Annotated in this window: 19 protein-coding genes and 1 tRNA gene; 15 read left to right on the top strand and 5 right to left on the bottom strand. The window is 38.8% G+C overall.

The genetic code is table 11. The features are described 5' to 3' along the window. The first annotated feature begins 291 nt into the window (after positions 1–291). Complete coding sequence (locus C3V42_RS01145) at positions 292–1,734, top strand: DUF945 family protein (protein WP_106013363.1); 1,443 nt, start codon at positions 292–294, stop codon at positions 1,732–1,734. Between the two features lie 65 nt (positions 1,735–1,799). On the opposite strand, the gene mgsA is transcribed toward C3V42_RS01145, so the two are convergent. Further along, positions 1,800–2,258, bottom strand: a complete 459-nt coding sequence (gene mgsA / locus C3V42_RS01140) for a methylglyoxal synthase (protein WP_048954058.1) — start codon at positions 2,256–2,258, stop codon at positions 1,800–1,802. Between the two features lie 304 nt (positions 2,259–2,562). Between mgsA and aceE the strand changes: the two genes are divergently transcribed. The 4 genes from aceE to C3V42_RS01120 all read left to right on the top strand — a co-directional run bounded on the left by aceE (position 2,563) and on the right by C3V42_RS01120 (position 10,893). After that, positions 2,563–5,223 (top strand): pyruvate dehydrogenase (acetyl-transferring), homodimeric type, encoded by a 2,661-nt coding sequence (gene aceE / locus C3V42_RS01135; protein ID WP_106013362.1) that lies wholly within the window; start codon positions 2,563–2,565, stop codon positions 5,221–5,223. Positions 5,224–5,286: 63 nt separating this feature from the next. Beyond that, a complete protein-coding gene (aceF, locus tag C3V42_RS01130) occupies positions 5,287–7,176 on the top strand; it encodes a pyruvate dehydrogenase complex dihydrolipoyllysine-residue acetyltransferase (RefSeq protein WP_106013361.1) in 1,890 nt (629 codons plus the stop codon). Positions 7,177–7,277: 101 nt separating this feature from the next. Continuing rightward, complete coding sequence (lpdA, locus tag C3V42_RS01125) at positions 7,278–8,702, top strand: dihydrolipoyl dehydrogenase (RefSeq protein WP_106014298.1); 1,425 nt, start codon at positions 7,278–7,280, stop codon at positions 8,700–8,702. A 265-nt stretch (positions 8,703–8,967) separates the two neighbouring features. Then, complete coding sequence (locus C3V42_RS01120; RefSeq protein ID WP_164994205.1) at positions 8,968–10,893, top strand: LTA synthase family protein; 1,926 nt, start codon at positions 8,968–8,970, stop codon at positions 10,891–10,893. A gap of 30 nt (positions 10,894–10,923) precedes the next feature. Here C3V42_RS01120 and uvrB read toward each other — a convergent pair whose 3' ends face one another. Further along, positions 10,924–12,963 carry an excinuclease ABC subunit UvrB gene (gene uvrB / locus C3V42_RS01115; protein ID WP_106013359.1) on the bottom strand — a complete coding sequence of 680 codons (2,040 nt, stop codon included), beginning with the start codon at positions 12,961–12,963 and terminating at the stop codon, positions 10,924–10,926. 435 nt (positions 12,964–13,398) lie between these two features. On the opposite strand from uvrB, the gene C3V42_RS01110 reads away from it, so the two are divergent. Next, positions 13,399–13,474: transfer RNA gene (locus tag C3V42_RS01110), tRNA-Asn, on the top strand. 102 nt (positions 13,475–13,576) lie between these two features. Here the strand turns inward: C3V42_RS01110 and zevB are convergent. Both zevB and zevA read right to left on the bottom strand, forming a co-directional pair. Beyond that, on the bottom strand, positions 13,577–14,545 hold the full coding sequence (gene zevB, locus C3V42_RS01105; protein ID WP_106013358.1) for a zinc transporter permease subunit ZevB: 969 nt from the start codon (positions 14,543–14,545) through the stop codon (positions 13,577–13,579). A gap of 2 nt (positions 14,546–14,547) precedes the next feature. After that, positions 14,548–15,168: a zinc transporter binding subunit ZevA gene (zevA, locus tag C3V42_RS01100; protein ID WP_106013357.1), complete on the bottom strand. Its 621-nt coding sequence runs from the start codon at positions 15,166–15,168 to the stop codon at positions 14,548–14,550. A gap of 324 nt (positions 15,169–15,492) precedes the next feature. On the opposite strand from zevA, the gene ettA reads away from it, so the two are divergent. From ettA to modC, 7 genes are all read left to right on the top strand, one after another. Then, positions 15,493–17,163, top strand: a complete 1,671-nt coding sequence (gene ettA, locus C3V42_RS01095) for an energy-dependent translational throttle protein EttA (protein WP_106013356.1) — start codon at positions 15,493–15,495, stop codon at positions 17,161–17,163. Between the two features lie 61 nt (positions 17,164–17,224). After that, positions 17,225–17,566 (top strand): SirB2 family protein, encoded by a 342-nt coding sequence (locus C3V42_RS01090; protein WP_065264634.1) that lies wholly within the window; start codon positions 17,225–17,227, stop codon positions 17,564–17,566. Between the two features lie 3 nt (positions 17,567–17,569). Then, positions 17,570–19,414, top strand: coding sequence for a GNAT family N-acetyltransferase (locus C3V42_RS01085; protein ID WP_065264635.1), 1,845 nt, complete (start codon positions 17,570–17,572; stop codon positions 19,412–19,414). After that, positions 19,411–19,584, top strand: a complete 174-nt coding sequence (locus C3V42_RS08650) for a DUF5363 family protein (protein WP_164994204.1) — start codon at positions 19,411–19,413, stop codon at positions 19,582–19,584. The genes C3V42_RS01085 and C3V42_RS08650 overlap by 4 nt, the downstream gene beginning before the upstream one ends. A 122-nt stretch (positions 19,585–19,706) precedes the next feature. Beyond that, positions 19,707–20,471, top strand: coding sequence for a molybdate ABC transporter substrate-binding protein (gene modA / locus C3V42_RS01080; RefSeq protein ID WP_065264636.1), 765 nt, complete (start codon positions 19,707–19,709; stop codon positions 20,469–20,471). A 134-nt stretch (positions 20,472–20,605) separates the two neighbouring features. Continuing rightward, complete coding sequence (modB, locus tag C3V42_RS01075; protein WP_164994203.1) at positions 20,606–21,334, top strand: molybdate ABC transporter permease subunit; 729 nt, start codon at positions 20,606–20,608, stop codon at positions 21,332–21,334. Continuing rightward, positions 21,321–22,376, top strand: coding sequence for a molybdenum ABC transporter ATP-binding protein ModC (gene modC / locus C3V42_RS01070; RefSeq protein WP_106013355.1), 1,056 nt, complete (start codon positions 21,321–21,323; stop codon positions 22,374–22,376). Before modB ends, modC begins: the two co-directional genes overlap by 14 nt. A gap of 138 nt (positions 22,377–22,514) precedes the next feature. On the opposite strand, the gene C3V42_RS01065 is transcribed toward modC, so the two are convergent. Beyond that, a complete protein-coding gene (locus C3V42_RS01065) occupies positions 22,515–23,990 on the bottom strand; it encodes a leucyl aminopeptidase (protein WP_106013354.1) in 1,476 nt (491 codons plus the stop codon). Positions 23,991–24,097: 107 nt separating this feature from the next. On the opposite strand from C3V42_RS01065, the gene lptF reads away from it, so the two are divergent. Both lptF and lptG read left to right on the top strand, forming a co-directional pair. Further along, on the top strand, positions 24,098–25,192 hold the full coding sequence (gene lptF / locus C3V42_RS01060) for an LPS export ABC transporter permease LptF (RefSeq protein WP_106013353.1): 1,095 nt from the start codon (positions 24,098–24,100) through the stop codon (positions 25,190–25,192). Between the two features lie 5 nt (positions 25,193–25,197). Then, complete coding sequence (gene lptG, locus C3V42_RS01055; RefSeq protein ID WP_106013352.1) at positions 25,198–26,274, top strand: LPS export ABC transporter permease LptG; 1,077 nt, start codon at positions 25,198–25,200, stop codon at positions 26,272–26,274. The last annotated feature ends 18 nt before the right edge of the window (positions 26,275–26,292 follow it).

Below are 26,292 nucleotides of genomic sequence, written 5' to 3'. Positions count from 1 at the left end.
TAAAATTCGGGGTTGAACTTATAAACGTCTCAAAATAGCCTCTATCACAAATATTTTTGAAACATCTACAAGCCCTATTTGTTACGAATTGTAAGATGTGGATATTCTTTCGCATTTCAAGAGAAAATTTTAAAAATTTTTTATTTCTTAAAGTGCGGTGATTTCCGTTCTTGTTTTCAAGATAAGTCTCAAATGGTGAACTTCAAGGGGAAAACAAAAATTTTCAGGCAAGAAAAAGGGATTTGTGATAAATTTGGCAAAAATTTTTACTTTAAAATAGGAAAGAAATAAATGAAAAAATCAAAAATTGCTGCAGGCGTAGTCGTTGCTCTTGCTGCCGTTTGGTGTACCGGTGCATGGTTTACAGGGAAAAAAGCGGAAGAAGAATATTTACATCAACTAAAACAGTTAGATCAACTATTTGCTAAAACAGATGTATTAGAAGAAAGTAAAATTTTTTATAAAAATATAAAATTTGATAGAGGATTATTTGCGTCTCATATTCAAGATCAAATAGAAATTCATAAAGCAAATGAAACGATCATTATTCCTTTATCATCAACGCTTTATCACGGGCCTTTGCCGCTTGATCGTGTGGCGAAACTGAATTTCGTTCCAACCATTTTTTCAAGCCAAACCTTGTTAGGAAAAAATGCAACAACTCAAACACTCTTTGACATCACAAAATCAGAAAAACCGTTACAACTAAATTTTGCAATGAATTATGCCTTAAACGGTAATGCGGAATTAAAACTTGCATCGGGGCAATATCGCAATGATCAATCTAAGGCTGATTTTGATTGGTCAAATGTCGTATTAAATGTTTATTTAGACAAAAATGAACCTAGCAATTATACGCTATCTGTAGATGCATTTAATTCAAATGACCCAAATCATGCAGTTTCAACCACTTCATCAATTAAAATAAAAGATCTTGTCGTACAAGGCTCACTACAAAGCACAAAATGGCCATTTATTTATAGTGGAAACATTAATAGCAAAATAGGCTATTTTGAGCAAAATACCGAGTCTGCAGAGACTGGCGAAAAATTCTCTCTTATTCAGAAAAATAGCCAAGCAAATTTAACTACACAAGTTGAGGGTGATACAGTAAATATCATCAATAAAACAAATCTGGATGAATTACATATTAATGGCAATAACTTAGGTAAAGTGACCTATAATGTAGAATTCAACCATATTGATGGCAACGCATTACAAGAACTTTTAAATATTTTAGTTGCAATAGGCAAAGCCGACTCAGATACGCCGTTATCTAAAGCATTGGTGCAAAAATTACAACAAGCAGGCATGACCATTGCAAATAATCAGCCTCAAATTAAATTTGCCCCTCTTTCTATTTCTGATGAAAAAGGTAAAGTGGCATTGGATCTAAATATTGCTTTAGTGCCAAACCCTAAATTTGATTTAATGCGTAGTGGCTTATACAAACAATTCAAAGATTTTTCGATCAATTTTGATGTGAATAAAGAAACTGCAATTTCATTATTATCTAAATTTATACCAGAAAACCAAAAGCAAGATTTAGTTCACCGATTGGATGAATTAGTCTCTGATGGAGAAGCGAATGGCATTATCGTAAACTCTGATAAAACAGTCACATTAACGCTTGCTTTAGAGAATAACGAATTAAAACTAAACGGCAAAGCAATACCAGAAGAACAGTTGAAAATGGTACTCTTCATGCTTGCAATGGGGGGAATTGGGAGATAACTAAAACAGGGCGATAAATTGTCGCCCTGTTTCACGATGAAGAGCGGTCAATATTCTTTATCTTTTTAAGCTAAACGCTCTTTTAAATATCCTTCATAATCCGGCACTTCAATTTCCACATCCTGTTCAAATAAAACTGAAGTTAACATGAAATCTGCGGAGCTTTGATTAATCGCAACGGGGATATTCCACACTGTTGCAATACGCATGAGGGCTTTCACATCAGGATCATGGGGGGCGGCATTCATTGGATCCCAAAAGAAAATCATCATGTCGATTTTCTTTTCTGCGATTAATCCACCAAGTTGTTGATCTCCGCCCATTGGACCACTTAATAAAGATTGAATGCTTAAACCGGTTTCTCGTTCTAAAATATGCCCTGTTGTACCTGTTGCATAAAGTATATGAGGCTTAAGCGCTTCTTTGTGTTTTTGCGTCCAATTCAGTAAATTTTTTTTGCAGCTATCATGAGCCACAAGCGCAATACGTTTGTGTTGAGTGAGCGTTCGCGTCGTTATATGCATGATTGATTCCTTTTTGAAATAAGTTTGAAAAACTTTAAAGCAAAGCCCTACAGAATGCAATGTTTTACTTATGATTTTAATAGGCTTTACAAAAGGCGAGAAAAAATTACCGCACTTTCAAAAGATTACCGATTAACACAGTACTCAACAGGGATATTTGATGAAAATTTACTATCTTTATCTCAAAAAATCTTCTAAAATTTGCAGGATTTGTTAAATGTTTGTAAAAAGGCAAGCATTTCTGATATTCGTGTTTAGTGCTTACTAAACTAATGTTCACTTAATTAACAGATAAGGAAAACCTATGTCTGAGATTTTAAAAAATGACGTTGATCCAATCGAAACTCAAGATTGGTTACAATCATTAGATTCTTTGATTCGTGAAGAAGGCGTAGAACGTGCACAATATATTATTGAGCAAGTTATCGGCCAAGCACGCACCAACGGTGTTTCATTACCGACAGGTGTAACAACCGATTATGTCAATACTATTCCAGCTTCTGAACAACCTGCTTACCCAGGTGATCATGCTATTGAGCGTCGTATTCGTTCTGCTGTGCGTTGGAATGCTATTGCTATGGTATTGCGTAGTCAGAAGAAAGATCTTGACTTAGGTGGCCATATCTCAACTTATCAAGCTGCAGCAACCATGTATGAAGTGTGCTATAACCACTTCTTCAAAGCAGCAACAGAGAAAAACGGTGGTGACTTAATTTTCTTCCAAGGCCATGCTGCTCCGGGTATGTATGCGCGTGCATTCTTAGAAGGTCGTTTAACTGAAGAACAGATGGATAACTTCCGTCAAGAAGCCTTTACCGATGGTTTATCTTCATATCCACACCCTAAATTAATGCCTGAATTCTGGCAATTCTCTACGGTTTCTATGGGGTTAGGCCCAGTGAACGCCATCTACCAAGCGCGTTTCTTAAAATACTTAGATAACCGAGGCTTAAAAGATACCAAAGATCAAAAAGTCTATGCATTCTTAGGCGATGGTGAAATGGATGAAATTGAGTCTAAAGGTGCATTAACTTTTGCAGCTCGTGAAAAATTAGATAACTTAATCTTCACTATCAGCTGTAACTTACAACGTTTAGACGGCCCAGTTAATGGTAACGGTAAAATCGTTCAAGAATTAGAAGGATTATTTACTGGTGCTGGCTGGGAAGTAATCAAAGTTTTATGGGGAAGCGATTGGGATAAATTATTTGCGAAAGATACTTCAGGTAAATTAACTCAGTTAATGATGGAAGTGGTTGATGGTGACTATTTAACCTTTAAATCTAAAGACGGTGCTTATGTTCGTGAACACTTCTTTGGTCGTTATCCAGAAACCGCTGCATTAGTTGCAGATATGACGGATGATGAAATTTGGGCATTACGCCGTGGTGCACACGATAGCGAAAAATTATATGCAGCCTATGCAAAAGCACAAAATGCAACGAAACCAGTTGTGATTTTAGCGCATCAAGTTAAAGGTTATAAAATTCCTGAAGCGGAAAGTAAAAACACCGCTCACCAATCTAAAAAAATGTCTTACGAAAGCCTTAAAGGTTTCCGTGACTACTTCGATTTACCATTGACTGATGAGCAAGTAGAAAAATTAGAATACATTAAATTTGCTGAAGGCACGCCTGAATACGAATATTTACATGGCCACCGTAAAGCATTAAACGGCTATGTTCCTGCTCGTCGTGCTAAATTTGATGTTGAATATAAAGTTCCTGCATTAGAAGAGTTTAAAGCATTATTAGAAGAACAACCTCGTGGTATTTCAACCACTATGGCGTTTACTCGTGCCTTAAACATCTTATTAAAAGATAAAAACATTGGTAAAACCATCGTTCCAATGATTGCTGATGAAGCACGTACGTTTGGTATGGAAGGTTTATTCCGTCAAATCGGTATTTATAACCCACATGGCCAAAACTATGTTCCTTCAGATCGTGACTTAGTTGCTTACTACCGCGAAGCAAAAGATGGTCAAGTGCTACAAGAAGGTATCAATGAATTAGGTGCAACCGCATCTTGGTTAGCTGCAGCGAACTCCTACTCTGTCAATAACCAACCAATGATTCCATTCTTCATCTATTACTCAATGTTTGGTTTCCAACGTGTGGGCGATATGATGTGGGCGGCTGGTGACCAATTAGCTCGTGGTTTCATGGTGGGTGGTACTTCAGGTCGTACGACATTAAACGGCGAAGGCTTACAACACGAAGATGGCCATAGTCATATTCAAGCAGGTATCATTCCTAACTGTGTCACTTACGATCCATCATTCGCATTCGAAGTTGCAGTAATTATGCAAGACGGTATTAACCGTATGTACGGCGAAAAACAAGAAGATGTATTCTATTACATGACAACATTAAATGAAGTCATGGATCAACCGGCTATGCCTGCTGGTGCGGAAGAAGGTATTCGCAAAGGTTTATATAAATTTGAAACCGTGGAAGGTAAAAAAGGCAAAGGCCACGTTCAATTGTTAGGTTCTGGTGCTATCATGCGTCATGTTCGTGAAGCGGCACAAATTCTTGCAAAAGATTATGGTGTCACCTCAGATGTATTCTCTGCGCCTTCATTCAATGAATTAGCCCGTGAAGGTCACGATGCAGCACGTTGGAACTTATTACACCCAACAGAGACACAACGCGTACCATACGTTGCTCAAGTATTAGCTGATTTACCAACCGTTGCTTCAACTGACTATGTTAAAGCATACGCAGATCAAATCCGTGCATTCGTACCAAGTCGTCATTATCATGTGTTAGGTACAGATGGTTTCGGTCGTTCAGACAGCCGTGCAAACTTACGTGAACACTTCGAAGTTGATGCACGTTATGTTGTGGTTGCTGCACTTTCTCAATTAGCGAAAGAAGGTACAGTATCTAACCAAGTTGTTGCAGATGCGATTGCAAAATTCGGTTTGAATGTAGATCGTATCAATCCGCTTTACGCGTAATTGATGAAAACTGCGGTCAAAAAACATCGTGTTTTATGACCGCACTTTAAAAGGAACAAAAAAATGTCAAAACAAATTCAAATTCCTGATATTGGTAGTGATGAAGTTACAGTAACAGAAGTCATGGTAAACGTAGGCGATACCATCTCTGTTGATCAATCTATCATTAACGTTGAAGGTGATAAGGCTTCAATGGAAGTGCCTGCACCAGAAGCGGGTGTTGTAAAAGAAGTTTTAGTCAAAGTCGGTGATAAAGTCACAACAGGCACCCCAATGCTCGTATTAGAAGCCGCAGGCGCTGCACCAGCGGCTGAAGCACCTACTGCACCAGTAGCCGCTGCCGCGCCAACTGCATCGGCTGTTGTTGAAGTAAACGTACCAGACATCGGTTCTGATGAAGTAAACGTGACTGAAATTATGGTTAAAGTAGGTGATAGTGTTGAAGTTGATCAATCAATCATCAATGTTGAAGGCGATAAAGCTTCAATGGAAGTTCCAGCACCAATCGCAGGTGTGGTGAAAGAAATTTTAATTAATGTTGGCGATAAAGTTTCAACCGGTAAACTCATCATGAAATTTGAAACTGCATCAGCTGCTCCAGTTGCTGCATCAGCACCAGCTCAAACAGCTGCGCCTGTAGCTGCCACAACATCTGCAATTAAAGATGTGAATGTGCCTGATATTGGTGGTGATGAAGTCAATGTAACTGAAATTATGGTTGCCATTGGTGATACTGTTTCAGAAGATCAATCATTAATTACCGTTGAAGGTGATAAAGCATCAATGGAAGTTCCTGCTCCATTCGGTGGTGTAGTAAAAGAAATTCTCGTGAAATCTGGTGATAAAGTATCGACTGGTTCATTAATTATGCGCTTTGAAGTAGCGGGCGCAGCGCCAGCTGCGGCAACATCTGCGCCAGCACCACAAGTTGCATCGCCTGCGCCAGCGGCACAACCTGCTCAATCTGACAATGTATCAGGCTTAAGCCAAGAACAAGTGGTGGCAAGCGCTGGCTATGCGCATGCTACTCCAGTTATTCGTCGTTTAGCACGTGAATTTGGCGTAAACTTAGATAAAGTAAAAGGTACAGGTCGTAAAGGTCGTATCGTTAAAGAAGATATCGAAGCTTATGTGAAAACAGCAGTTAAAGCTTATGAAAGTGGTGCAACAGCACAAGCTGCTGGCAATGGCGTAGCGAATGGCGCTGGCTTAGGCTTATTACCATGGCCAAAAGTTGATTTCAGTAAATTCGGTGAAGTAGAAGAAGTCGAATTAAGCCGTATCAATAAAATTTCAGGCGCTAACTTACATCGTAACTGGGTAATGATTCCACATGTTACTCACTTCGATAAAGCAGATATCACGGATTTAGAAGCATTCCGTAAAGAACAAAATGCGTTAGCAGAAAAACAAAAACTTGGAGTGAAAATTACTCCAGTTGTGTTCATTATGAAAGCAGTGGCAAAAGCATTAGAAGCGTATCCACGTTTCAATAGCTCAATTACCGAAGATGCTCAACGCTTAATCCTGAAAAAATATATTAACATTGGTGTCGCAGTAGATACGCCAAATGGCTTAGTCGTGCCTGTATTCAAGAACGTGAACAAAAAAGGCATTATCGAACTTTCACGTGAATTAATGGAAGTATCGAAAAAAGCCCGTGAAGGCAAATTGACTGCATCTGATATGCAAGGTGGCTGTTTCACTATTTCAAGTCTAGGCGGTATTGGTACAACTCACTTTGCACCAATCGTAAATGCACCAGAAGTGGCAATCCTTGGTGTGTCTAAATCATCGATGGAACCAGTATGGAATGGTAAAGAATTTGCACCACGCTTAATTCTTCCAATGTCATTATCATTCGATCATCGTGTCATTGATGGTGCAGATGGTGCACGATTCATCAGCTATATCGGTGCTGTATTAGCAGATTTACGCCGTTTGATTATGTAATAACGCCCCTTTCTTCTAATTAGAAGAAAGGGCGTTTTAGCAAATTCCTTATGATCGCAAAACAGTGCGGTCAATATTTTGAACGTTTTTACGAGGTAAAAATGAGTAAAGAAATTAAAACCCAAGTCGTCGTACTTGGTGCTGGCCCAGCAGGTTATTCTGCGGCGTTCCGTTGTGCGGATTTAGGTTTAGAAACTGTATTAGTTGAACGTTATTCAACTCTTGGTGGGGTATGTTTAAATGTAGGTTGTATCCCATCCAAAGCATTATTGCACGTAGCAAAAGTGATTGAAGAAGCAAAACACGCAAGTAAAAATGGTATTTACTTTGGTGAGCCAAGAATTGATTTAGATGAAGTTCGTGCGGGTAAAGAAGCGGTTGTCGCTAAATTAACCGGTGGTTTAGCGGGTATGGCAAAAGCACGCAAAGTCACTGCTGTTGAAGGCTTAGCAGCATTTACTGATCCTAATACTTTAGTGGCGCGTGATCGTGATGGTCACCCAACAACAATCAAATTTGATAATGCTATTATTGCAGCAGGTTCTCGCCCAATTCAATTACCTTTCATTCCACATGAAGATCCGCGTATTTGGGATTCAACAGATGCACTTAAATTAAAAGAAGTACCTAAAAAACTTCTTATTATGGGTGGTGGTATTATCGGTTTAGAAATGGGGACGGTTTACCATGCATTAGGTTCAGAAATTGAAGTGGTAGAAATGTTCGACCAAGTTATCCCTGCCGCGGATAAAGATGTTGTAGCAATTTACACCAAACAAATCGAGAAAAAATTCAAGTTAATGCTTGAAACCAAAGTGACTGCTGTTGAAGCAAAAGATGATGGTATCTACGTTTCAATGGAAGGCAAAGCATGCAATGATACCAAACGTTATGATGCAGTACTTGTTGCGATTGGCCGTACACCAAATGGTAAATTGATCGATGCTGGTAAAGCAGGTGTTGAAGTAGATGATCGTGGTTTCATTCATGTTGATAAACAAATGCGCACCAATGTGCCACATATCTTTGCCATCGGCGATATTGTTGGTCAACCAATGTTAGCGCACAAAGGTGTTCACGAAGGCCACGTTGCTGCAGAAGTCATTGCGGGACAAAAACACTACTTCGATCCTAAAGTAATTCCATCCATTGCTTATACCGAACCAGAAGTGGCTTGGGTAGGTAAAACAGAAAAAGAATGTAAACAAGAAGGTTTAAACTACGAAGTCGCTAAATTCCCTTGGGCAGCATCAGGCCGCGCTATTGCTTCTGAATGTTCAGAAGGTATGACGAAATTAATCTTTGATAAAGATACTCATCGTGTACTTGGCGGTGCAATCGTCGGTTCTAACGGTGGTGAATTATTAGGTGAAATCGGTCTTGCCATCGAGATGGGTTGCGATGCAGAAGATATTGCATTAACTATCCACGCTCACCCAACTTTACACGAGTCTGTTGGTTTAGCTGCGGAAGTATTTGAAGGCTCAATCACTGACCTTCCAAATGCAAAAGCGAAGAAAAAGTAATTTTTTAAGTACAAGAAAAAGCGAGTGTTAAACTCGCTTTTTTATATCAGTAAAGCCAATGTTATTTTTTAACATGGGGCGTTAAGATTTTAACGGTGAAATTGATTGATAACCTATGAATACATTTGAGATTAAGTAAAACTATGCGAAAATTGACCGCACTTTAAGACTTTTGTCGTGTCGAAAAGGAACCGACCGATAGACAGTTGCCTATCTTTCTTCAATTTAATACGGCTTGGATGCCGTTTTGTTAATGGTTTTTACAATGAAAAAAGCGCATTCCCCTTTATTCCCCATCTTCACTTTCGTGTTGATTAATCTCATCATCCTTTCCTTATCCCGTTTGGGACTTGCTATATGGCAATCAGAGCGTGTGTCTGCCGTAGATGGCTGGTTGCAATTATTTCTGCAAGGCGTACGAATGGATGTTGTGGCACTCTGTTATTTATTTGGTGTACCTGCATTGCTCACAACGTTATTTCATAGCAGCAAAGTTTGGGTAAAAATTTTACGCATTTGGTTAACGCTTGGCAGTGTGTTTATTATCTTTATGGAAATTGCCACACCTGCCTTTATTGAAACCTACGATTACCGTCCAAATCGCTTATTTATCGAATATCTGATTTATCCGAAAGAAGTTTTTTCAATGCTTGCTGAAGGGCATTTAAGTGCGGTCATTTTTAGCCTTGTTTTCACTATTTTAGCTGCCGTGATTTATTGGAAAATTTCTGGTTGGGCAGTCAAAAATTTACGCTCAGTGAGTTGGAAACTTCGTCCTGTGATTGCTTTGCTTGTTATTGTAGTGAGTTTCCTTGGGGCGCGTTCAAGTTTTCAACACCGCGGTATTAATCCCGCTATGGTGGCATTTTCTTCTGATGCGTTAGTGAATTCTTTGGTGCTTAATTCGGGCTATTCCGTCATTTATGCGGCACAGCAATTTAAAGATGAAGAAAAATCTTCAGAAATGTACGGAAAAATGGATGCAGATGAAATGTTTCGTATTGTTAAAGCAAGCCGTGGCCGCCCAGACAGCGATTACATTTCAGATAAATATCCAACTTTAACGAAAAATATCGCGACTTATCAGGGGAAACCTAAAAATATCGTGATTTTGCTACAAGAAAGTCTCGGTGCTCAGTTTATTGGTACACTCGGTGGCAAACCACTTTCTCCAAATGTAGATCAGCTCGCAAAAGAAGGGTGGTTATTTGAAAATCTTTATGCAACAGGTACGCGTTCAGTGCGCGGTATTGAAGCAACAACCGCAGGTTTTACTCCAACGCCAGCTCGCGCAGTGGTGAAACTTAATAATGCCCAAAGTGGTTTCTTTACTATTGCGGATTTATTACATAAACAAGGTTATAACACTTCCTTTATTTATGGCGGTGAAAAGCACTTCGACAATATGGCGAGCTTTTTCTACGGCAATGGTTTTAAAGATATTTGGGATCAACAAGATTACCAAAATCCAACATTTACTGGCACTTGGGGCGTGAGTGATGAGGATTTATTTGATAAAGCCAATGAAACCTTCACGAAATTACAAAATGAAGGTAAACCGTTTTTTAGTTTAGTGTTTAGCTCCAGCAATCACGATCCATTTGAATATCCAGATGGCAAAATTGAGCTTTATGAGCAACCAAAAGCCACTCGTAATAATGCAGCAAAATATGCGGATTATGCGTTAGGTCATTTCTTTAAAATGGCAAAACAGTCTAATTATTGGAAAGATACGATTTTCTTAATTGTTGCGGATCACGATTCTCGTGTAGGCGGAGCAAGTCTTGTGCCAATTAAGCATTTCCATATTCCAGCCTTGATTCTTGGTGATGGAGTTGCGCCACGTCGTGACAGTCGTCTTGTGAGCCAAATTGATATGCCAACCACGTTACTTTCTTTAGCCGGCGTAAGTGGCAATTATCCAATGATTGGTTTTGATTTAACGCAAGATGTAAACCCAGATCGTGCCTTTATGCAATATGATCAAACTCAAGCAATGATGAAAGGCAATAATGATGTGGTAATTCAAATGCCAAATAAAGCAGCGCAAGGTTATCATTATGATAAAGCTTCAGAAACTTTAACGCCAAAAGACGTACCTGATGCGATGAAAAAAGAGGCATTGGCTCACGCTTTATTAGGTAGTTATTTATATAAGAATCGCTTGTATTCTTCAGGTGAAAATAAATAAACAGAACGCCAGCTTAAGCTGGCGTTTCTTTTAGTTATCAAAAACAAACTGTTCACGTAATTGATGTAATTGATCGCGAATTGTCGCGGCTTTTTCAAATTCCAAATCTTGCGCAAATTTATACATTTGTTGTTCCAGTTTTTTGATTTGTTGTTGATATTCTTTGGCATTTTTCGGTGCATTATAAAGTGCGGTTGGTTCTGCCGCCATTTTTCCACGTTGTTTATTGGCTTTCGCTTTTTGGTTTGCACCTTGCCCAATATCTAACAATTCACCGACTTTCTTATTTAATGCTTGTGGCACAATGCCATGTTCTTCATTGTATTTGGTTTGTTTTTCACGACGACGATTGGTTTCGGTAATGGCTTTTTCCATCGATTTGGTGATGCTATCCGCATATAAAATCGCTTTACCATTTAAGTTTCGTGCAGCTCGGCCGATGGTTTGGATTAAAGAACGTTCAGAACGTAAAAAACCTTCCTTATCGGCATCTAAAATCGCCACAAGAGACACTTCCGGAATATCTAAACCTTCACGTAATAAGTTAATTCCAACCAATACATCAAATTCGCCTAAACGCAAATCACGGATAATTTCGACGCGTTCCACGGTATCAATATCAGAATGTAGATAACGCACACGAATCCCGTGTTCATCTAAATAATCTGTTAAATCTTCCGCCATTTTCTTGGTGAGTGTTGTCACTAAAACACGCTCATTTTTATCCGCTCTTTGGCGAGCTTCGGAAAGTAAATCATCTACTTGAATTGAGACTGGACGAATTTCAATGAGCGGATCAAGCAAACCAGTTGGACGAACCACTTGATCGATGATTTCACTGCCTGATTTTTCTAATTCATAAGGCCCTGGTGTTGCGGAAACATAGATGGTTTGTGGAGCTAAGCGTTCAAATTCCTCAAAGCGTAACGGACGATTATCCAATGCTGACGGTAATCGGAAACCATATTCGACTAAGGTTTCTTTTCGCGAACGGTCGCCACGATACATTCCGCCAATTTGAGGCACAGTCACATGAGATTCATCAATAATTAAAATCGCATCAGAGGGCATATAATCGAATAATGTTGGTGGTGGCTCGCCCTCATTTCTGCCTGACAAATAGCGAGAATAGTTTTCAATGCCCGAGCAATAGCCCAATTCATTCATCATTTCAATATCAAATTGGGTACGTTGGCTGATGCGTTGTTCTTCTAACAGTTTGTGCTCTTTAATGAAGTATTCACGGCGTGATACCAGTTCTTTTTTGATATTTTCTATCGCATCTAAAATACGTTCTCTTGGTGTCACATAGTGAGTTTTAGGATAGATCGTAAAACGTGGTACTGCACCAAAACTACTGCCAGTGAGCGGATCAAATAAACTTAAACGCTCGATTTCATCATCAAATAATTCAATACGCACCGCACGATCATCAGATTCCGCAGGGAAAATATCAATAATTTCTCCACGAACACGGAAAGTTCCACGCTGAAATGCTTGATCATTGCGGGTATATTGCAATTCCGCTAACTTGGCTAAAATTTGGCGTTGGTCGATAATGGCACCTTGTTGTAAATGCAACATCATTTGTAAATAGCTATCAGGATCACCCAAACCATAAATTGCAGAAACTGAAGCTACCACGATAGTATCTCGACGTTCTAGAAAAGATTTCGTCGCAGAAAGACGCATTTGTTCGATTTGATCATTAATAGACGCATCTTTTTCAATGAAGGTATCACTGCTCGGCACATAGGCTTCTGGCTGATAATAATCATAGTAAGACACAAAATATTCCACCGCATTTTCTGGAAAAAAGGCTTTCATTTCTGCATAAAGCTGGGCTGCAAGGGTTTTATTCGGTGCAAGTAACATTGCGGGGCGATTTAATTGGGCAATTACGTTGGCAATAGTAAACGTTTTTCCCGAGCCAGTTACACCGAGCAAAGTTTGATGCGCCAAACCATCAGTTAAATTTTCAGCTAATTTTTCGATAGCTTGCGGCTGATCGCCAGAGGGACGAAAGTCGGAATGCAGAATGAATGGTTTTGTGTTGATTTTTTCAGACATAAAGTGCGGCCGGTTTTTTCATAGTTTTGAATAATGTCTATTTTAGCATATTTAATGTGTAAAATTGATCAGGCAAAAATCTAAGTTTTACACAGACTTAGTGATGTCAAGAGGAAGATGTCACAAATTCATAAAAAAAACTTTAATTTTTTACTAGACAAAATTTAACTTATTGATTTTAAATTAAAATTTAATTTTAGGCTAATCTGTAATCAAGATCGAACAATCCTTGTAAGAACAAGGGATCCGCAAAATTTTAAAAAGTTAATCCACAAAGTTATCCACAGGCTCTGTGGATAGAAAAATAAATATTAGGTGGTATAGAAAAGATGAGAAATTTTTTTGTTTTTTATGAAATTTTTTTTAATTTTTCATTGACAAGCTAACTATCGACCATTAAAATTCGCGCCCTATTCCTTGTGATACAAAGTTTATTCCTCCTTAGTTCAGTCGGTAGAACGGTGGACTGTTAATCCATATGTCGCTGGTTCAAGTCCAGCAGGAGGAGCCAATTTTTCTTTTGGTTTAGAGTTTGTTTGTCTCCTTTTACAAATTCTAAATTAGCAACCAAAAGATTTTGAGCCCATCATGTTGATGGGCTTTATTTTTAACTTCAAAATAGGATTTTGCTTCCGCCAGTTGAGATGGTTGTGCCATATAACAAGCTCAAGGCAAAAAACAGCATTATTCCACCTGCGATTAATTTCACGATACTTTCGCTTTTTCCCTTTATATGTTTTGAACTATACCAACGCCCTAAGTGAATTGCGGTATTTCGCGCATAACGAACAATCCCCGCGAAGGCTGACAGCATAAGTCCTGTGCCGAAAGACATGGCCAATACAGCTAAAATTCCCCAGCCGTAAAGATCAAGCATATAAGCTAAAAATAAAACGAAAATTGCACCGCTACATGGTCGCATGCCAATTGTTAAAATCACGAGAAATTGTGATTTTAGATTGGTTGCTTGTGCAGTTTGCGTGGGGCTTGGCAAATGTTGGTGTCCACAGCTACAAGTGTTTGGCTGAAAAGTGCGGCTATTTTTCACCGCACTTTTTTCGTATAGGGGGAGGGGATTTAGGGATTTAATGGTTAATTTAGCTTTTTTACGATAGGCACGTAAGCCTTGCAAAATCCAATAACAGCTGAGAAATACTAATAATAGCAAGGCAGTTCTTTCTAACCAAAGCTGACTTAATTTGAAATAACGTGATGATAGATTTAGCACTACAACGAGCAATGTTGTTGCTGTAATCGCGACAATGCCTTGCATTAAGGAAGAAAGTAAACTCAAGATAGTACTTTGTTTTAATTGGCTTTCATGAGTGGAAAGATAGCTAGCAATAATAAATTTGCCGTGTCCTGGCCCGAGGGCATGAAGTACGCCGTAAACAAAGCTGGCGAAAATAAGTGTGATGCCTGCTTTGATACTATTATTTTGAATTTGGTGTAAATTTTCCGAAATAAGCTGATTAAAATCTTTTTGCCATGCAGCAATATGTAAGAAAAACCAAGGGGAAAAATAGCCAAGTAAGGCGAGTGCAACCACTAATAACACGAGCCCTTTTTTATATTTTTTCATTTCTACTCACATTGAATTATTATTTTTTGTGCGAACATCACACCTAAGGAATCATCTTCGTTCTTTTGGGATTTATCAAGTGAAGATGCGTAGGCTTGGATTTTTTCATTCACATTAGGTTCAATTAATTTTCCTTGGCAATTTTTCGGAAGTGTGGAAAAATCTACCGCACTTTTTGAAGTGTAAGTCATCGCCACATAATAAGTAGGATCGTAGGTTTGTAAGCTAAATGTGTTTTTTTCTAAATTTTGAGAATGGGCGAGTGGCACATCAAAATAATATTGTAGCTGCAATCCTTGAATTTTTACCCCGTAATTTTTGGGGTGAGGAGAATATTTTATTTTGTTATGCTGATTGTCATATAAATAGCTGAAATAATGTTCACTCACAACATTTCCCATAACATCATCAATAAGTTTCTGTTGCTCATTTTTTGTTTTAGCCTGTTTCATATCATAAATAACTGCGGATGAACTTGCTTCATCGAGTGTCCATTTCATTGATAAGCCAGCGAGTTGATTATTTTCTATGATAGGCGTGGTTTGCATATCAATAAATGCATGGGGGTGAGCTAAAACACCATAACTAAAGAATAGACCGAGTAATAATGAATACGTTTTCACAAAAAATCCTATTATTTTGAACGTTAGCATTAGAATTTGTTTATTCTACACGCAAAAACGAATTTTTCTGTCAAAAATGTTGATGTAAATCAAAAAAACTCTCAATAGCATTTCCTTTACCTTTCAATATTCAGTAACATAGCCTCGTCAAGTGATTGCTTGATATTCATAAAGTTCCTAAATAAAATAATCATAAATATAGCTAAACTACTTTCCTGCCACCCATTTCGGGTGGTTTTTTTTATCTATTATTTGCCTATTGTTAGGCAAATAAAGAAACTTCAAGTAAAATGACCGCACTTTTTTATTAGATAAAGGATAAATATGTCAACTCAATTTGTATATACGATGCATCGTGTCGGTAAAGTGGTACCGCCGAAGCGTCATATTTTGAAAGATATTTCTTTAAGCTTTTTCCCTGGCGCGAAGATCGGGGTTTTGGGTTTAAATGGTGCGGGTAAATCAACCCTTTTGCGCATCATGGCGGGCGTAGATAAAGAATTTGAAGGGGAAGCTCGTCCACAGCCAGGAATTAAAATCGGTTATCTTCCACAAGAACCAAAATTAGAACCGCAACAAACCGTGCGTGAAGCTGTAGAAGAAGCAGTTTCAGAAGTGAAAAATGCACTGACTCGTTTAGATGAAGTGTATGCGCTTTATGCGGATCCAGATGCGGATTTTGATAAATTAGCCGCAGAACAAGCGAACCTTGAAGCCATTATTCAAGCGCATGATGGGCATAATTTAGATAACCAATTAGAGCGTGCGGCAGATGCGTTACGTTTACCTGATTGGGATGCCAAAATCGAACATTTATCTGGTGGTGAGCGTCGCCGTGTGGCACTTTGTCGATTATTACTCGAAAAACCAGATATGCTCTTATTAGACGAACCAACTAACCACTTAGATGCAGAATCGGTGGCATGGTTAGAGCGTTTCTTACATGACTACGAGGGCACTGTTGTCGCAATTACTCACGACCGTTATTTCTTAGATAATGTAGCTGGTTGGATCTTAGAGCTTGACCGTGGTGAGGGTATTCCTTGGGAAGGCAACTATTCTTCTTGGTTAGAGCAAAAAGAGAAACGCTTAGAGCAAGAACAAGCAGCTGAAAATGCGCGTCAAAAATCCATTGCGAAAGAGTTGGAATGGGTGCGTCAAAATCCAAAAGGCCGTCAAGCGAAAAGCAAAGCACGTATGGCGCGCTTTGATGAGTTGAACTCTGGCGAATATCAAAAACGAAATGAGACTAACGAACTCTTTATTCCACCTGGTCCACGCTTAGGTGATAAAGTGATTGAAGTGCAAAACTTAACCAAATCTTATGGCGACCGCACTTTAATTGATGATTTATCTTTTAGTATTCCAAAAGGTGCAATCGTAGGGATTATCGGGGCAAATGGTGCAGGTAAATCAACCTTATTCCGTATGCTTTCTGGACAGGAACAGCCAGATAACGGCACAATTACGATGGGTGAAACCGTGGTGTTAGCCTCTGTTGATCAGTTCCGTGACTCAATGGATGATAAGAAAACCGTGTGGGAAGAGGTCTCTAACGGCCAAGATATTCTGACTATCGGCAACTTTGAAATTCCAAGCCGCGCTTATGTAGGGCGTTTCAACTTTAAAGGTGTAGATCAACAAAAACGAGTGGGCGAATTATCGGGTGGTGAACGTGGTCGTTTACACTTAGCTAAACTTCTACAACGTGGTGGAAACGTGCTGTTATTGGACGAACCAACCAATGATTTAGACGTTGAAACCTTGCGTGCCTTAGAAAATGCAATTTTAGAATTCCCAGGCTGTGCAATGGTGATTTCCCATGACCGTTGGTTCTTAGACCGTATCGCAACGCATATTTTAGATTACGGTGATGAAGGCAAAGTGACATTCTACGAAGGTAACTTCTCAGACTACGAAGAGTGGAAAAAGAAAACCTTAGGCGATGCAGCGACTCAGCCGCATCGTATTAAATATAAACGTATTGCGAAGTAATTTATATTGAGAAAGTGCGGTTGATGTTGACCGCACTTTTCTTACTTTTTTGGGAGTGATTATGCTAGTTTATTTACATATTTTTTTCGCCTTTTTAAGTTTTGCCTTGTTGGTGATTCGTGGAGCAATGCAGCTTACTGGCAAAAACTGGCGTTCGATAAAATTATTAAAAATTTTACCGCACTTATCAGATACCTTGTTGATTGTTTCTGGTGTCGTCATTTTATATCTCTTTGCTTTTGGTATTGAATGGTGGTTGATAGCTAAATTCGCATTACTGATTTTGTATATCGTGTTTGCTGCAAAATTTTTCAGTAAAAAAGTTTCTCAACCCAAAAGTATTTTCTTTTGGCTTGCTTGCGTAAGTTTTATTGGTGCGATCTTAATTGCCTATTTAAAATAAAAGATGCCATTTCGCCAGCTTCAAATTTTAATCAGAAAAACTTTGCCGCTTGTGCCTGATAACGTATTCATTATTGGTGAAAGCGGCGTTGCTTTTTCTAAAGCAACGAATTTGCTCGGACAAGAATTTGAACATATTTTATTTGATGGACGAAATGGCATTCATCTTGAAGCGCTAGCTATTGCCGCTGGAACACTGAAAATAGGCGGTACACTTTGTTTAGTGTTATCTGATTGGGAAAATTTATCTTTGCAACTTGATCAAGATAGTTTACGTTGGAATGGAAATCAGTCAACAATCGCCACGCCTAATTTTATTGATCATTTCAAACAGTGCATTGAACGCTATCATTTCCCCATTTTGAGAGAGGAAAGTGCGGTTGAATTTCCTACGGTTTTTTATTCTAACGAACTTCATAAAAATGCTACGTTAGCGCAACAACAAATTATCGAGAATATTTTACAGGCCGATCAGGATATTTATTTTCTAACCGCCAAGCGGGGAAGAGGAAAATCCGCATTATTGGGGATGCTCGCTAATCAAATTCAAGCGCCAGTTTATCTCACCGCACCGAATAAAAGTGCGGTGTATTCGGTTATTGAATTTTCAGAACGAGAGATAGAATTTATCGCCCCAGATGAACTGACTATTCGGTTACAAAATGAACCAGATTTTAGTCAATCCGCTTGGTTGCTCGTAGATGAAGCAGCGATGATCCCATTGCCGTTATTGCAAGAATATTCTCAATATTTTCAACATATTGTCTTCAGCACAACAATTCATAGCTACGAAGGAACGGGACGTGGTTTCGAATTAAAATTTAAACGAAAAATTCACCGTACTTTTCAGCATTTTGAGCTTAAACAGCCTCTACGTTGGCAAGAAAATGATCCGTTAGAACATTTTATTGATGATCTTTTGTTACTAAATGCTGAAGATGAGTTTCAGCAATTTCCTTTTCGACCTCATCTCCCTTATCAAATTCGAGAAGTGCAAAAACCTCATCATATTGCAGATTTTTATGGCTTAATGACATTGGCGCATTATCGAACGTCGCCACTTGATCTTCGCCGTTTACTTGATGGGGAAAATCAACGTTTTTATTTTGCCGAATATCAACAGAATTTGCTCGGTGCCATTTGGGCATTAGAAGAAGGAAATATGACAGATGATGAGTTGATTATTCAAATTCAACAAGGCAAACGCCGCCCGAAGGGGAATCTTGTTCCACAGGCATTATGTTTCCATGAAAATTTATCCTACGCCTGTAAATTACGATCTTTACGTATTTCTCGTATCGCGGTTCAGCCAAATTGGCAAAAACAGGGTATTGGTCAAAATCTAATGAAATTTATGGAAAATTCAGAAGTTGATTTTCTTTCGGTGAGTTTTGGCTACACCGACGAACTGGCAAAATTTTGGCAAAAGTGCGGTTTTGTTTTGGTACATTTAGGTGAGCACCAAGAAGCGAGTAGTGGTTGTTATTCAGCGATTGCCCTTAAAGGTATTTCTAAAGATGGATTGGCTTTAGTTGAGACTGCGTACAAACAATTTCAGCGTAATATCCCTTTATCTTTTCATCCGCTATCCATAAATTTTCAGCAAAATCAGCTTGATTGGCAGCTTGATGAGTTAGATTGGGTGAGCTTAAAAAACTTCGCTAATTTCCACCGCACTTTATTTTCGAGCATTCCTGTGATAAGGCGTTTATTAAAATTAGCGGGCAAAGAAAATTTTCCATTAATTTCTGCTTATTTAACAAAAAAACAACTTCCTATTAACAAGAGAAAAGGCGTAGAATGCCTACGTTTAGAAATTAAACAATATTTAGAACGAGGAACTTTATGACAGAACAAATTGAGAAACCAAAAGGCTGGTTTAAACGTGCACTTGAAAAATATGATAATTTCATTAAAGAATGGGGATTAGATCAACCTAATTGTAGCTGCGTGCCTATGTCAGCGAAAGAAAATGAAAATGGTAATTTGAAGAAAACAGAAGATAAATTTAATCAGTAAATACCTTTTTATATACGGCGAACCACCTGAAATGATTAGTTATTTTTTATATGTGCTACTTTCTTTATATATTAAAATTGATATATAATAAATTATATATCGATAATCATAGGAGATGATTCATGAAAAAATTAACTAAAATTTCAACCGCACTTTTAATCGCTGGATTAGGCTTTTCTTTTGCAGCATCTGCTAAAGTGACTGTATTTGCAGCGGCTTCAATGACAGATGCTTTACAACAAGTCGCAAAAGATTACGCAAAACAAAACCCGAAAAATGAAGTAGTGTTTTCTTTCGCTTCTTCTTCAACTTTAGCAAAACAAGTTGAAGAAGGCGCGCCAGCAGATATTTTTGTCTCTGCAAGCAATAAATGGATGAAATATCTTTCTGAAAAAGATTTAACCGTGAAAGAAACTGAAAAAGTGTTAGTGGGCAATGATTTAGTCTTAATCGCACCAGCAAAAAGTGCGGTAAATTCTGTGGATATTGCAAAAGGCGAATGGATTAATACATTAAAAGATAGTTATTTATCTGTTGGCGATCCTGCGCACGTACCAGCGGGTCAATACGCAGAAGAAGCATTAACTAAATTAAATTTATGGGATAAAGTGCAAGATCGTTTAGCGCGTGCAAAAGATGTGCGTGGTGCATTAGCTTTAGTGGAACGTGCAGAAGCACCTTACGGTATTGTATACAGCACTGATGCAAAAATTAGCCAACAAGTTAAAACGGTTGCAGTGTTCCCTGCGGATAGCCATAAACCAGTTGTTTACCCCGTTTCTATTTTGAAAGATCATGATAATACGGATGCTCGTGACTTCTTAAAATATTTAGAATCAGATGCTGCGAAGAAAGTGCTTGTAGGGTATGGTTTCTCTGCAAAATAAGATAGAATCTTAATAGTCATGAAGGGCGGATATTTCTGCCCTTTTGTTATTATAGAGCATCTTACCTCTCATTAATGTGGGATATTCTCATAAACAAGGAATTTAAAGAGAGGCTACTCAGATAAGGATTCATTTTGCTTACCCAATTTTTTTCATTTTTCAATCTGACTCCAATGGAAATATCAGCGATTAATTTAAGCCTGAGTGTCGCCGTCAGTTCTATGCTTTGGAGTTTGCCTTTAGCCATTTTTGTGGCGTGGCTTTTAGCGCGCAAAAACTTCTATGGAAAATCTCTGATTACTGGCGTGATTCATTTGCCTTTAGTGTTGCCACCTGTGGTTATCGGTTATCTACTACTTGTGGCAATGGGACGCAATGGTTTGATTGGCAAGTATTTATATCAGTGGTTTGGCTTATCTTTTGGTTTTAGTTGGAAGGGGGCGGTGCTTTCCTCTGCAGTGGTTGCCTTTCCATTGGTTGTTCGTGCGATTCGACTTTCTTTAGAAAATATTGATATTAAATTGGAGCAAGCAGCGCAAACACTTGGCGCTTCCGCTTGGCGTGTATTTTTTACAATAACCTTGCCACTTTCTTTACCTGGGGTTTTAGCTGGGCTGGTGCTTGGTTTTGCACGATCATTGGGGGAATTTGGCGCGACTATAACCTTTGTGTCGAACATTGCAGGCGAAACTCAAACGATTCCCCTTGCGATGTATTCTTTTATTCAAACACCGGGAGCAGAAGAACAAACTGCTCGGTTATGTTTATTTGCTATCATTCTTTCATTGATTTCTTTGCTATTGTCAGAGTGGTTGAGCAAGCGAATGCAGAAAAAATTAGGACAAGGAAATGTTGCAGATTAATGTGAAAAAACAGCTCGGGCAACTTGCCTTGCAAGCGAATATACAAGTGCCAGATCAAGGTGTAACCGCCATTTTCGGTTTGTCTGGTTCAGGCAAAACATCGCTGATTAATCTCGTCAGTGGCTTGATACAACCAGACGAAGGATTCATCCGTTTAAATGACCGCACTTTAGTAGATAGGGAAACCCAAGAATCATTGCCGACTCATTTGCGTAAAATTGGCTATGTGTTCCAAGATGCGCGCTTATTTCCTCACTATACTGTGAAAGGCAATTTGCGCTATGGTATGAAAAATGTCTCGCAAGATGATTTTAATTATATTGTCGATCTTCTCGGGATTACTCACTTATTAAAGCGTTATCCGCTTACGCTTTCTGGCGGAGAGAAACAACGTGTGGCAATCGGGCGGGCACTGCTGACTGATCCTGATATTTTACTGATGGATGAACCACTTTCTGCCCTTGATGTTCCCCGTAAACGCGAGCTAATGCAATATTTGGAACGTCTTTCTAAAGAAATTAATATCCCGATTTTATATGTTACACATAGCTTGGACGAACTGTTGCGTTTAGCTGATCGCGTTGTACTGATGGAAAACGGCATTGTGAAAGCCTATGACAGCGTAGAAAAAATTTGGAATAGTCCTATTTTTGCCCCTTGGAAAGGGGAAAGCGAACAGAGTAGTGTACTTGCCTTGCCCGTTCATTTGCATAATCCACCTTATAAAATGACCGCACTTTCGTTAGACGAACAAGCGCTCTGGATTCATCAAGTGCCTGCAAATGTAGGCGAGCGAGTGCGAGTTTGTATTTATAGTTCAGATGTTTCTATCACACTGAAAAAGCCAGAACAAACAAGCATTCGTAATATTTTACCTGGCCAAGTTGCACAAATTGAGATACAAGATTCTCGAGTGGATCTTGCCGTATTAGTGGAAGGGCATAAGATTTGGGCAAGTATCAGTAAATGGGCGCAAAATGAACTGCGTTTTGCTGTTGGGCAGGATGTCTATGTTCAAATTAAAGCGGTGTCGGTGATGTGAATATCACGTCTTATTGACTGTTAAATGTTATTGATAACGGTGAATAATCGATATATTCACCGTTTTTCAAATTAATACGCTCCTCGGTATTCTTGGATAACCGCACTTTTTAAAAGTGCGGTTATTTTCATACATATTTTATTTAACCTGATTAATCAAAAATTGTGTTAATAGCGAAACAGGACGGCCAGTTGCGCCTTTATTTGCGCCTTGTAGCCAAGCCGTACCTGCGATGTCTAAATGTGCCCAGCGATATTTTTTCGTGAAGTTAGACAAAAATGCACCGGCAGTAATTGCGCCACCCCAGCGCCCGCCAATGTTGGCAAGATCAGCAAAAGGCGATTTAAGTTGTTCTTGATATTCTTCGCTTAATGGTAAACGCCATGCTTTGTCTGTGGTTTCTGTTGCGGCTTGGAGTAGTGCATTGGCGAGATCGTTATCTGTAGAAACTAAGCCGCTATTGTGTTGACCAAGGGCAACTACACAAGCACCCGTCAAGGTTGCGACATCAATAACAAGCTCAGGTTCAAAACGTTCAACATAAGTAAGAGCATCACAAAGGACTAAGCGACCTTCTGCATCGGTGTTGAGCACTTCTACGGTTAAACCGTTCATGGTAGTGAGAATATCGCCTGGGCGATAAGCATTGCCATCAGGCAGATTTTCACAACCTGCTAAAACACCAATAACGTTTAATGGCAAATTCAACTCTGCAATGGCTTTCATTGTGCCGAAGACAGAGGCTGCACCACACATGTCATATTTCATTTCATCCATGTCAGCGGCAGGTTTAAGTGAAATACCGCCTGCATCAAAGGTTAATCCTTTGCCTACAAGTACAATGGGTTTGGCGTTTTTATTTGGTGCATTATTGAATGTCAAAATAGACATGTAAGCACGGTTTTCAGAGCCTTTTGAGACGGCAAGATAAGCATTCATTCCAAGTTTTGACATTTCTTCTTCATCCACAACGTTCAAAGAAAGTGCGGTAGAATTTTCTGCCAAATTTTTTGCTTGCTCAGCAAGATAAGCTGGGTTGCAGATATTGGGTGGCATATTTGCGATGTCGCGTGCGGCTTTTATACCTGAGCTAATCGCATTGGCATGAGCAATAGCCTGTTGTGCTTTCTCACAATCCGTATTAAAGATGAACGATTCTAAAACAGAGGCTTCTGCTTTTTGAGATTTGAAATGATCAAATTGATAATTGGTGTGTTCAATCGTTTCAATGGCAAAGCGGATATTCCAATAAAGATCGCGATCTTTTAATTCAATTTCAGTTAAATAAGAAACGACTTCATGTGCGTTGGTTTCTTTTAGTGTTTTTAATACAGCTTGGATGATTTGTTTATATTGGCGCTCGGAGAGTTCTCCTTTTTTGCCACAGCCAACGATTAATAGGCGTTTGGCAGCCAAACCTTGAAGATCACGAAGTAAAACAGTTTGGGCTAATTTGCCACTTAGCTCACCTGATTTCACTAAATCGTTTAAATAGCCTTGGGTTAATTGATCGATTTCATGAAAACTTTTTGAAAATTCATTGTTCTCATATATGCCTAAAACAATGCAATCACTGGCTTGAGAAAGTGCGGTGTTTTTTGCTTGATATTTCATTTGATGTCCTTAAATTTCTGTTTAATTCAGCGAAAATAAGGTATCATACGCGACCGATTTTATCCAGTTTTCCCCCGTTTTAGATTTAGAAAAACAAACGAAATAAGATGATTTTAATTCGATATTTAACGAAAGAAGTATTTAAGAGCCAAGTCGCCATTTTGTTCATTTTATTGCTGATTTTTTTCTCTCAGCAGTTAGTGCGCGTACTGGGATCTGCGGCTAATGGTAAAGTACCAGCGGATTTGGTATTTTCCTTGCTTGGGCTAGGCATGCCGGCTATGGCACAATTAATGTTGCCATTATGTTTGTTTATTGCGATTTTACTCACTTTTGGTCGTCTTTACGCTGAAAGTGAAATAACGGTGATGCGTGCTTGTGGTGTCGGGCAACGTGTTTTAGTGCGTGTGGCGTTAATGCTTTCATTGGTTACTGCGGGACTTGCTGCTTATAACGTCTTATGGCTTTCGCCTTGGTCAATTCAAAAACAAGCTGAAATTGTGGAAGATGCAAAAGCGAATCCAACAATGGGGGCGCTTGCTTCTGGTCAGTTTATAGCAACGAATAACAACAATTTTGTTTTATTTATTGATAGTATCAAGGGAAATCAAATTAATGACGTGTATTTGTTCCAAACTGCGCCAAAAGGGCAAACGAAACCATCTGTCGTAACTGCTGAAAAAGGCGAATTAAAAGCGCTGCCAAATGGCGATCAAATTCTGAATTTACAAAATACCCAACGAGTTGAAGGCACGTCTGTTTTACCAGATTTTCGCATTACGCATTTTGATGAATATCAAGCCTATTTAGGTCATCAGGAAACAGAAAATACGAATGATGAAGTCGCAGAATTAACATTGTCTCAACTTATCGGTTTAGATTCTCCTTCGGCGAAGTCTGAATTGCATTGGCGTATTACATTAATCCTAGCTGTTCCACTCATGGCGTTAATTGCTGTGCCATTAAGTCGTGTAAATCCTCGACAAGGTAGATTTGCCAAAATTTTACCCGCACTTTTACTTTATTTAATTTATTTCTTATTACAAAGTTCCTTTAAATCTGCGGGGGCAGCAGGAAAATTAGATGCTGCTATTTTTATGCCTCTTGTTAATATTGGCTTTTTGTTGCTTGGTATAGTGTTAAACGGTTGGGATAGCGCTGCCATGTATAAATTCCGCCATTTATTCAGTAGAAAAGGATAAGCAAAATGATGAATACCCTCGATCGTTATATTGGAAAAAGTATTCTTGGATCAATTTTTGCTACTTTGCTTACATTGGTTGGGCTCTCTGCCATTATCAAATTTGTGGAACAATTTCGTAGCGTAGGTAAAGGCACCTATGATATTTGGCAAGCGGTGGCTTTTACTGGCTTAACTATTCCAAAAGATATTGAAACTTTCTTTCCTATGGCAGCATTGCTTGGTGCGCTAATGGCTTTAGGTAATCTTGCGAGTCGAAGTGAACTCGTTGTGATGCAAGCCGCAGGGTTTTCTCGTTTTAAAATTGGTATGGCTGTGATGAAAACCGCATTACCGTTAGTTTTATTAACGATGGTGATTGGTGAGTGGGGGATTCCGCAAACCGAACAGTTCGCACGTGATATGCGTGCTCGAGCGCTTTCTGATGGTTCAATGCTTTCGATGAAAAATGGGGTTTGGGCAAAAGATGGTAATAATTTTGTGTTTGTTCGACGTGTTACTGATGACGCAAAATTAAACGATATTTATATTTATACTTTTGATCAGCATCGTAATTTGACGGAGTTGAAACATGCTAACCAAGCAAGTTATTCGGAAGATGAAAGTAAATGGACCTTACGTCAAGTGAACCATTCTATGATTAGCAAAGATGAAATCACGACAAGTAATCGCTTATCGGAAAAATGGGAAACAAATTTAACGCCAGATAAATTAGGTGCTGTTTCTTTACGTCCTACATCACTGTCTATTTCAGGTTTGTATAATTACATTTCATTTTTACGTGAAACAGGTCAGGATGTGAGTCGCTTTGAACTCACATTCTGGCGGAAAATTTTCCAACCTGTATCTGTTGGCGTAATGATGTTATTGGCATTATCTTTTATTTTTGGATCGCTACGTAGTGTGACTGCAGGAGCAAGAATTGTAACGGGCATCTTTTTTGGATTTTTGTTTTATGTAGTAAATGAAATTTTCGGACAAATGAGCGTTGTTTATAACATGCCTGCTGTTTTCGGTGCGCTAATGCCAAGTTTGCTATTTATTGTGATGATTTGGTGGTTGCTGAGTCGGAAGCGGGATTAATCCAGATTATTCAAATAA

Source organism: Haemophilus sp. oral taxon 036, from assembly GCF_002998595.1.
GTDB lineage: Bacteria > Pseudomonadota > Gammaproteobacteria > Enterobacterales > Pasteurellaceae > Haemophilus > Haemophilus haemolyticus_K.
This window is presented reverse-complemented; position numbering and strand designations above follow the sequence as displayed.

Bases quoted from the DNA above. Each gene is read 5' to 3' on its own strand.
- C3V42_RS01145 (WP_106013363.1), top strand. From the start codon at position 292: ATGAAAAAATCAAAAATTGCTGCAGGCGTAGTCGTTGCTCTTGCTGCC.
- mgsA (WP_048954058.1), bottom strand. From the start codon at position 2,258: ATGCATATAACGACGCGAACGCTCACTCAACACAAACGTATTGCGCTT.
- aceE (WP_106013362.1), top strand. From the start codon at position 2,563: ATGTCTGAGATTTTAAAAAATGACGTTGATCCAATCGAAACTCAAGAT.
- aceF (WP_106013361.1), top strand. From the start codon at position 5,287: ATGTCAAAACAAATTCAAATTCCTGATATTGGTAGTGATGAAGTTACA.
- lpdA (WP_106014298.1), top strand. From the start codon at position 7,278: ATGAGTAAAGAAATTAAAACCCAAGTCGTCGTACTTGGTGCTGGCCCA.
- C3V42_RS01120 (WP_164994205.1), top strand. From the start codon at position 8,968: ATGAAAAAAGCGCATTCCCCTTTATTCCCCATCTTCACTTTCGTGTTG.
- uvrB (WP_106013359.1), bottom strand. From the start codon at position 12,963: ATGTCTGAAAAAATCAACACAAAACCATTCATTCTGCATTCCGACTTT.
- zevB (WP_106013358.1), bottom strand. From the start codon at position 14,545: ATGAAAAAATATAAAAAAGGGCTCGTGTTATTAGTGGTTGCACTCGCC.
- ettA (WP_106013356.1), top strand. From the start codon at position 15,493: ATGTCAACTCAATTTGTATATACGATGCATCGTGTCGGTAAAGTGGTA.
- C3V42_RS01090 (WP_065264634.1), top strand. From the start codon at position 17,225: ATGCTAGTTTATTTACATATTTTTTTCGCCTTTTTAAGTTTTGCCTTG.
- C3V42_RS01085 (WP_065264635.1), top strand. From the start codon at position 17,570: ATGCCATTTCGCCAGCTTCAAATTTTAATCAGAAAAACTTTGCCGCTT.
- C3V42_RS08650 (WP_164994204.1), top strand. From the start codon at position 19,411: ATGACAGAACAAATTGAGAAACCAAAAGGCTGGTTTAAACGTGCACTT.
- modA (WP_065264636.1), top strand. From the start codon at position 19,707: ATGAAAAAATTAACTAAAATTTCAACCGCACTTTTAATCGCTGGATTA.
- modC (WP_106013355.1), top strand. From the start codon at position 21,321: ATGTTGCAGATTAATGTGAAAAAACAGCTCGGGCAACTTGCCTTGCAA.
- C3V42_RS01065 (WP_106013354.1), bottom strand. From the start codon at position 23,990: ATGAAATATCAAGCAAAAAACACCGCACTTTCTCAAGCCAGTGATTGC.
- lptF (WP_106013353.1), top strand. From the start codon at position 24,098: ATGATTTTAATTCGATATTTAACGAAAGAAGTATTTAAGAGCCAAGTC.
- lptG (WP_106013352.1), top strand. From the start codon at position 25,198: ATGATGAATACCCTCGATCGTTATATTGGAAAAAGTATTCTTGGATCA.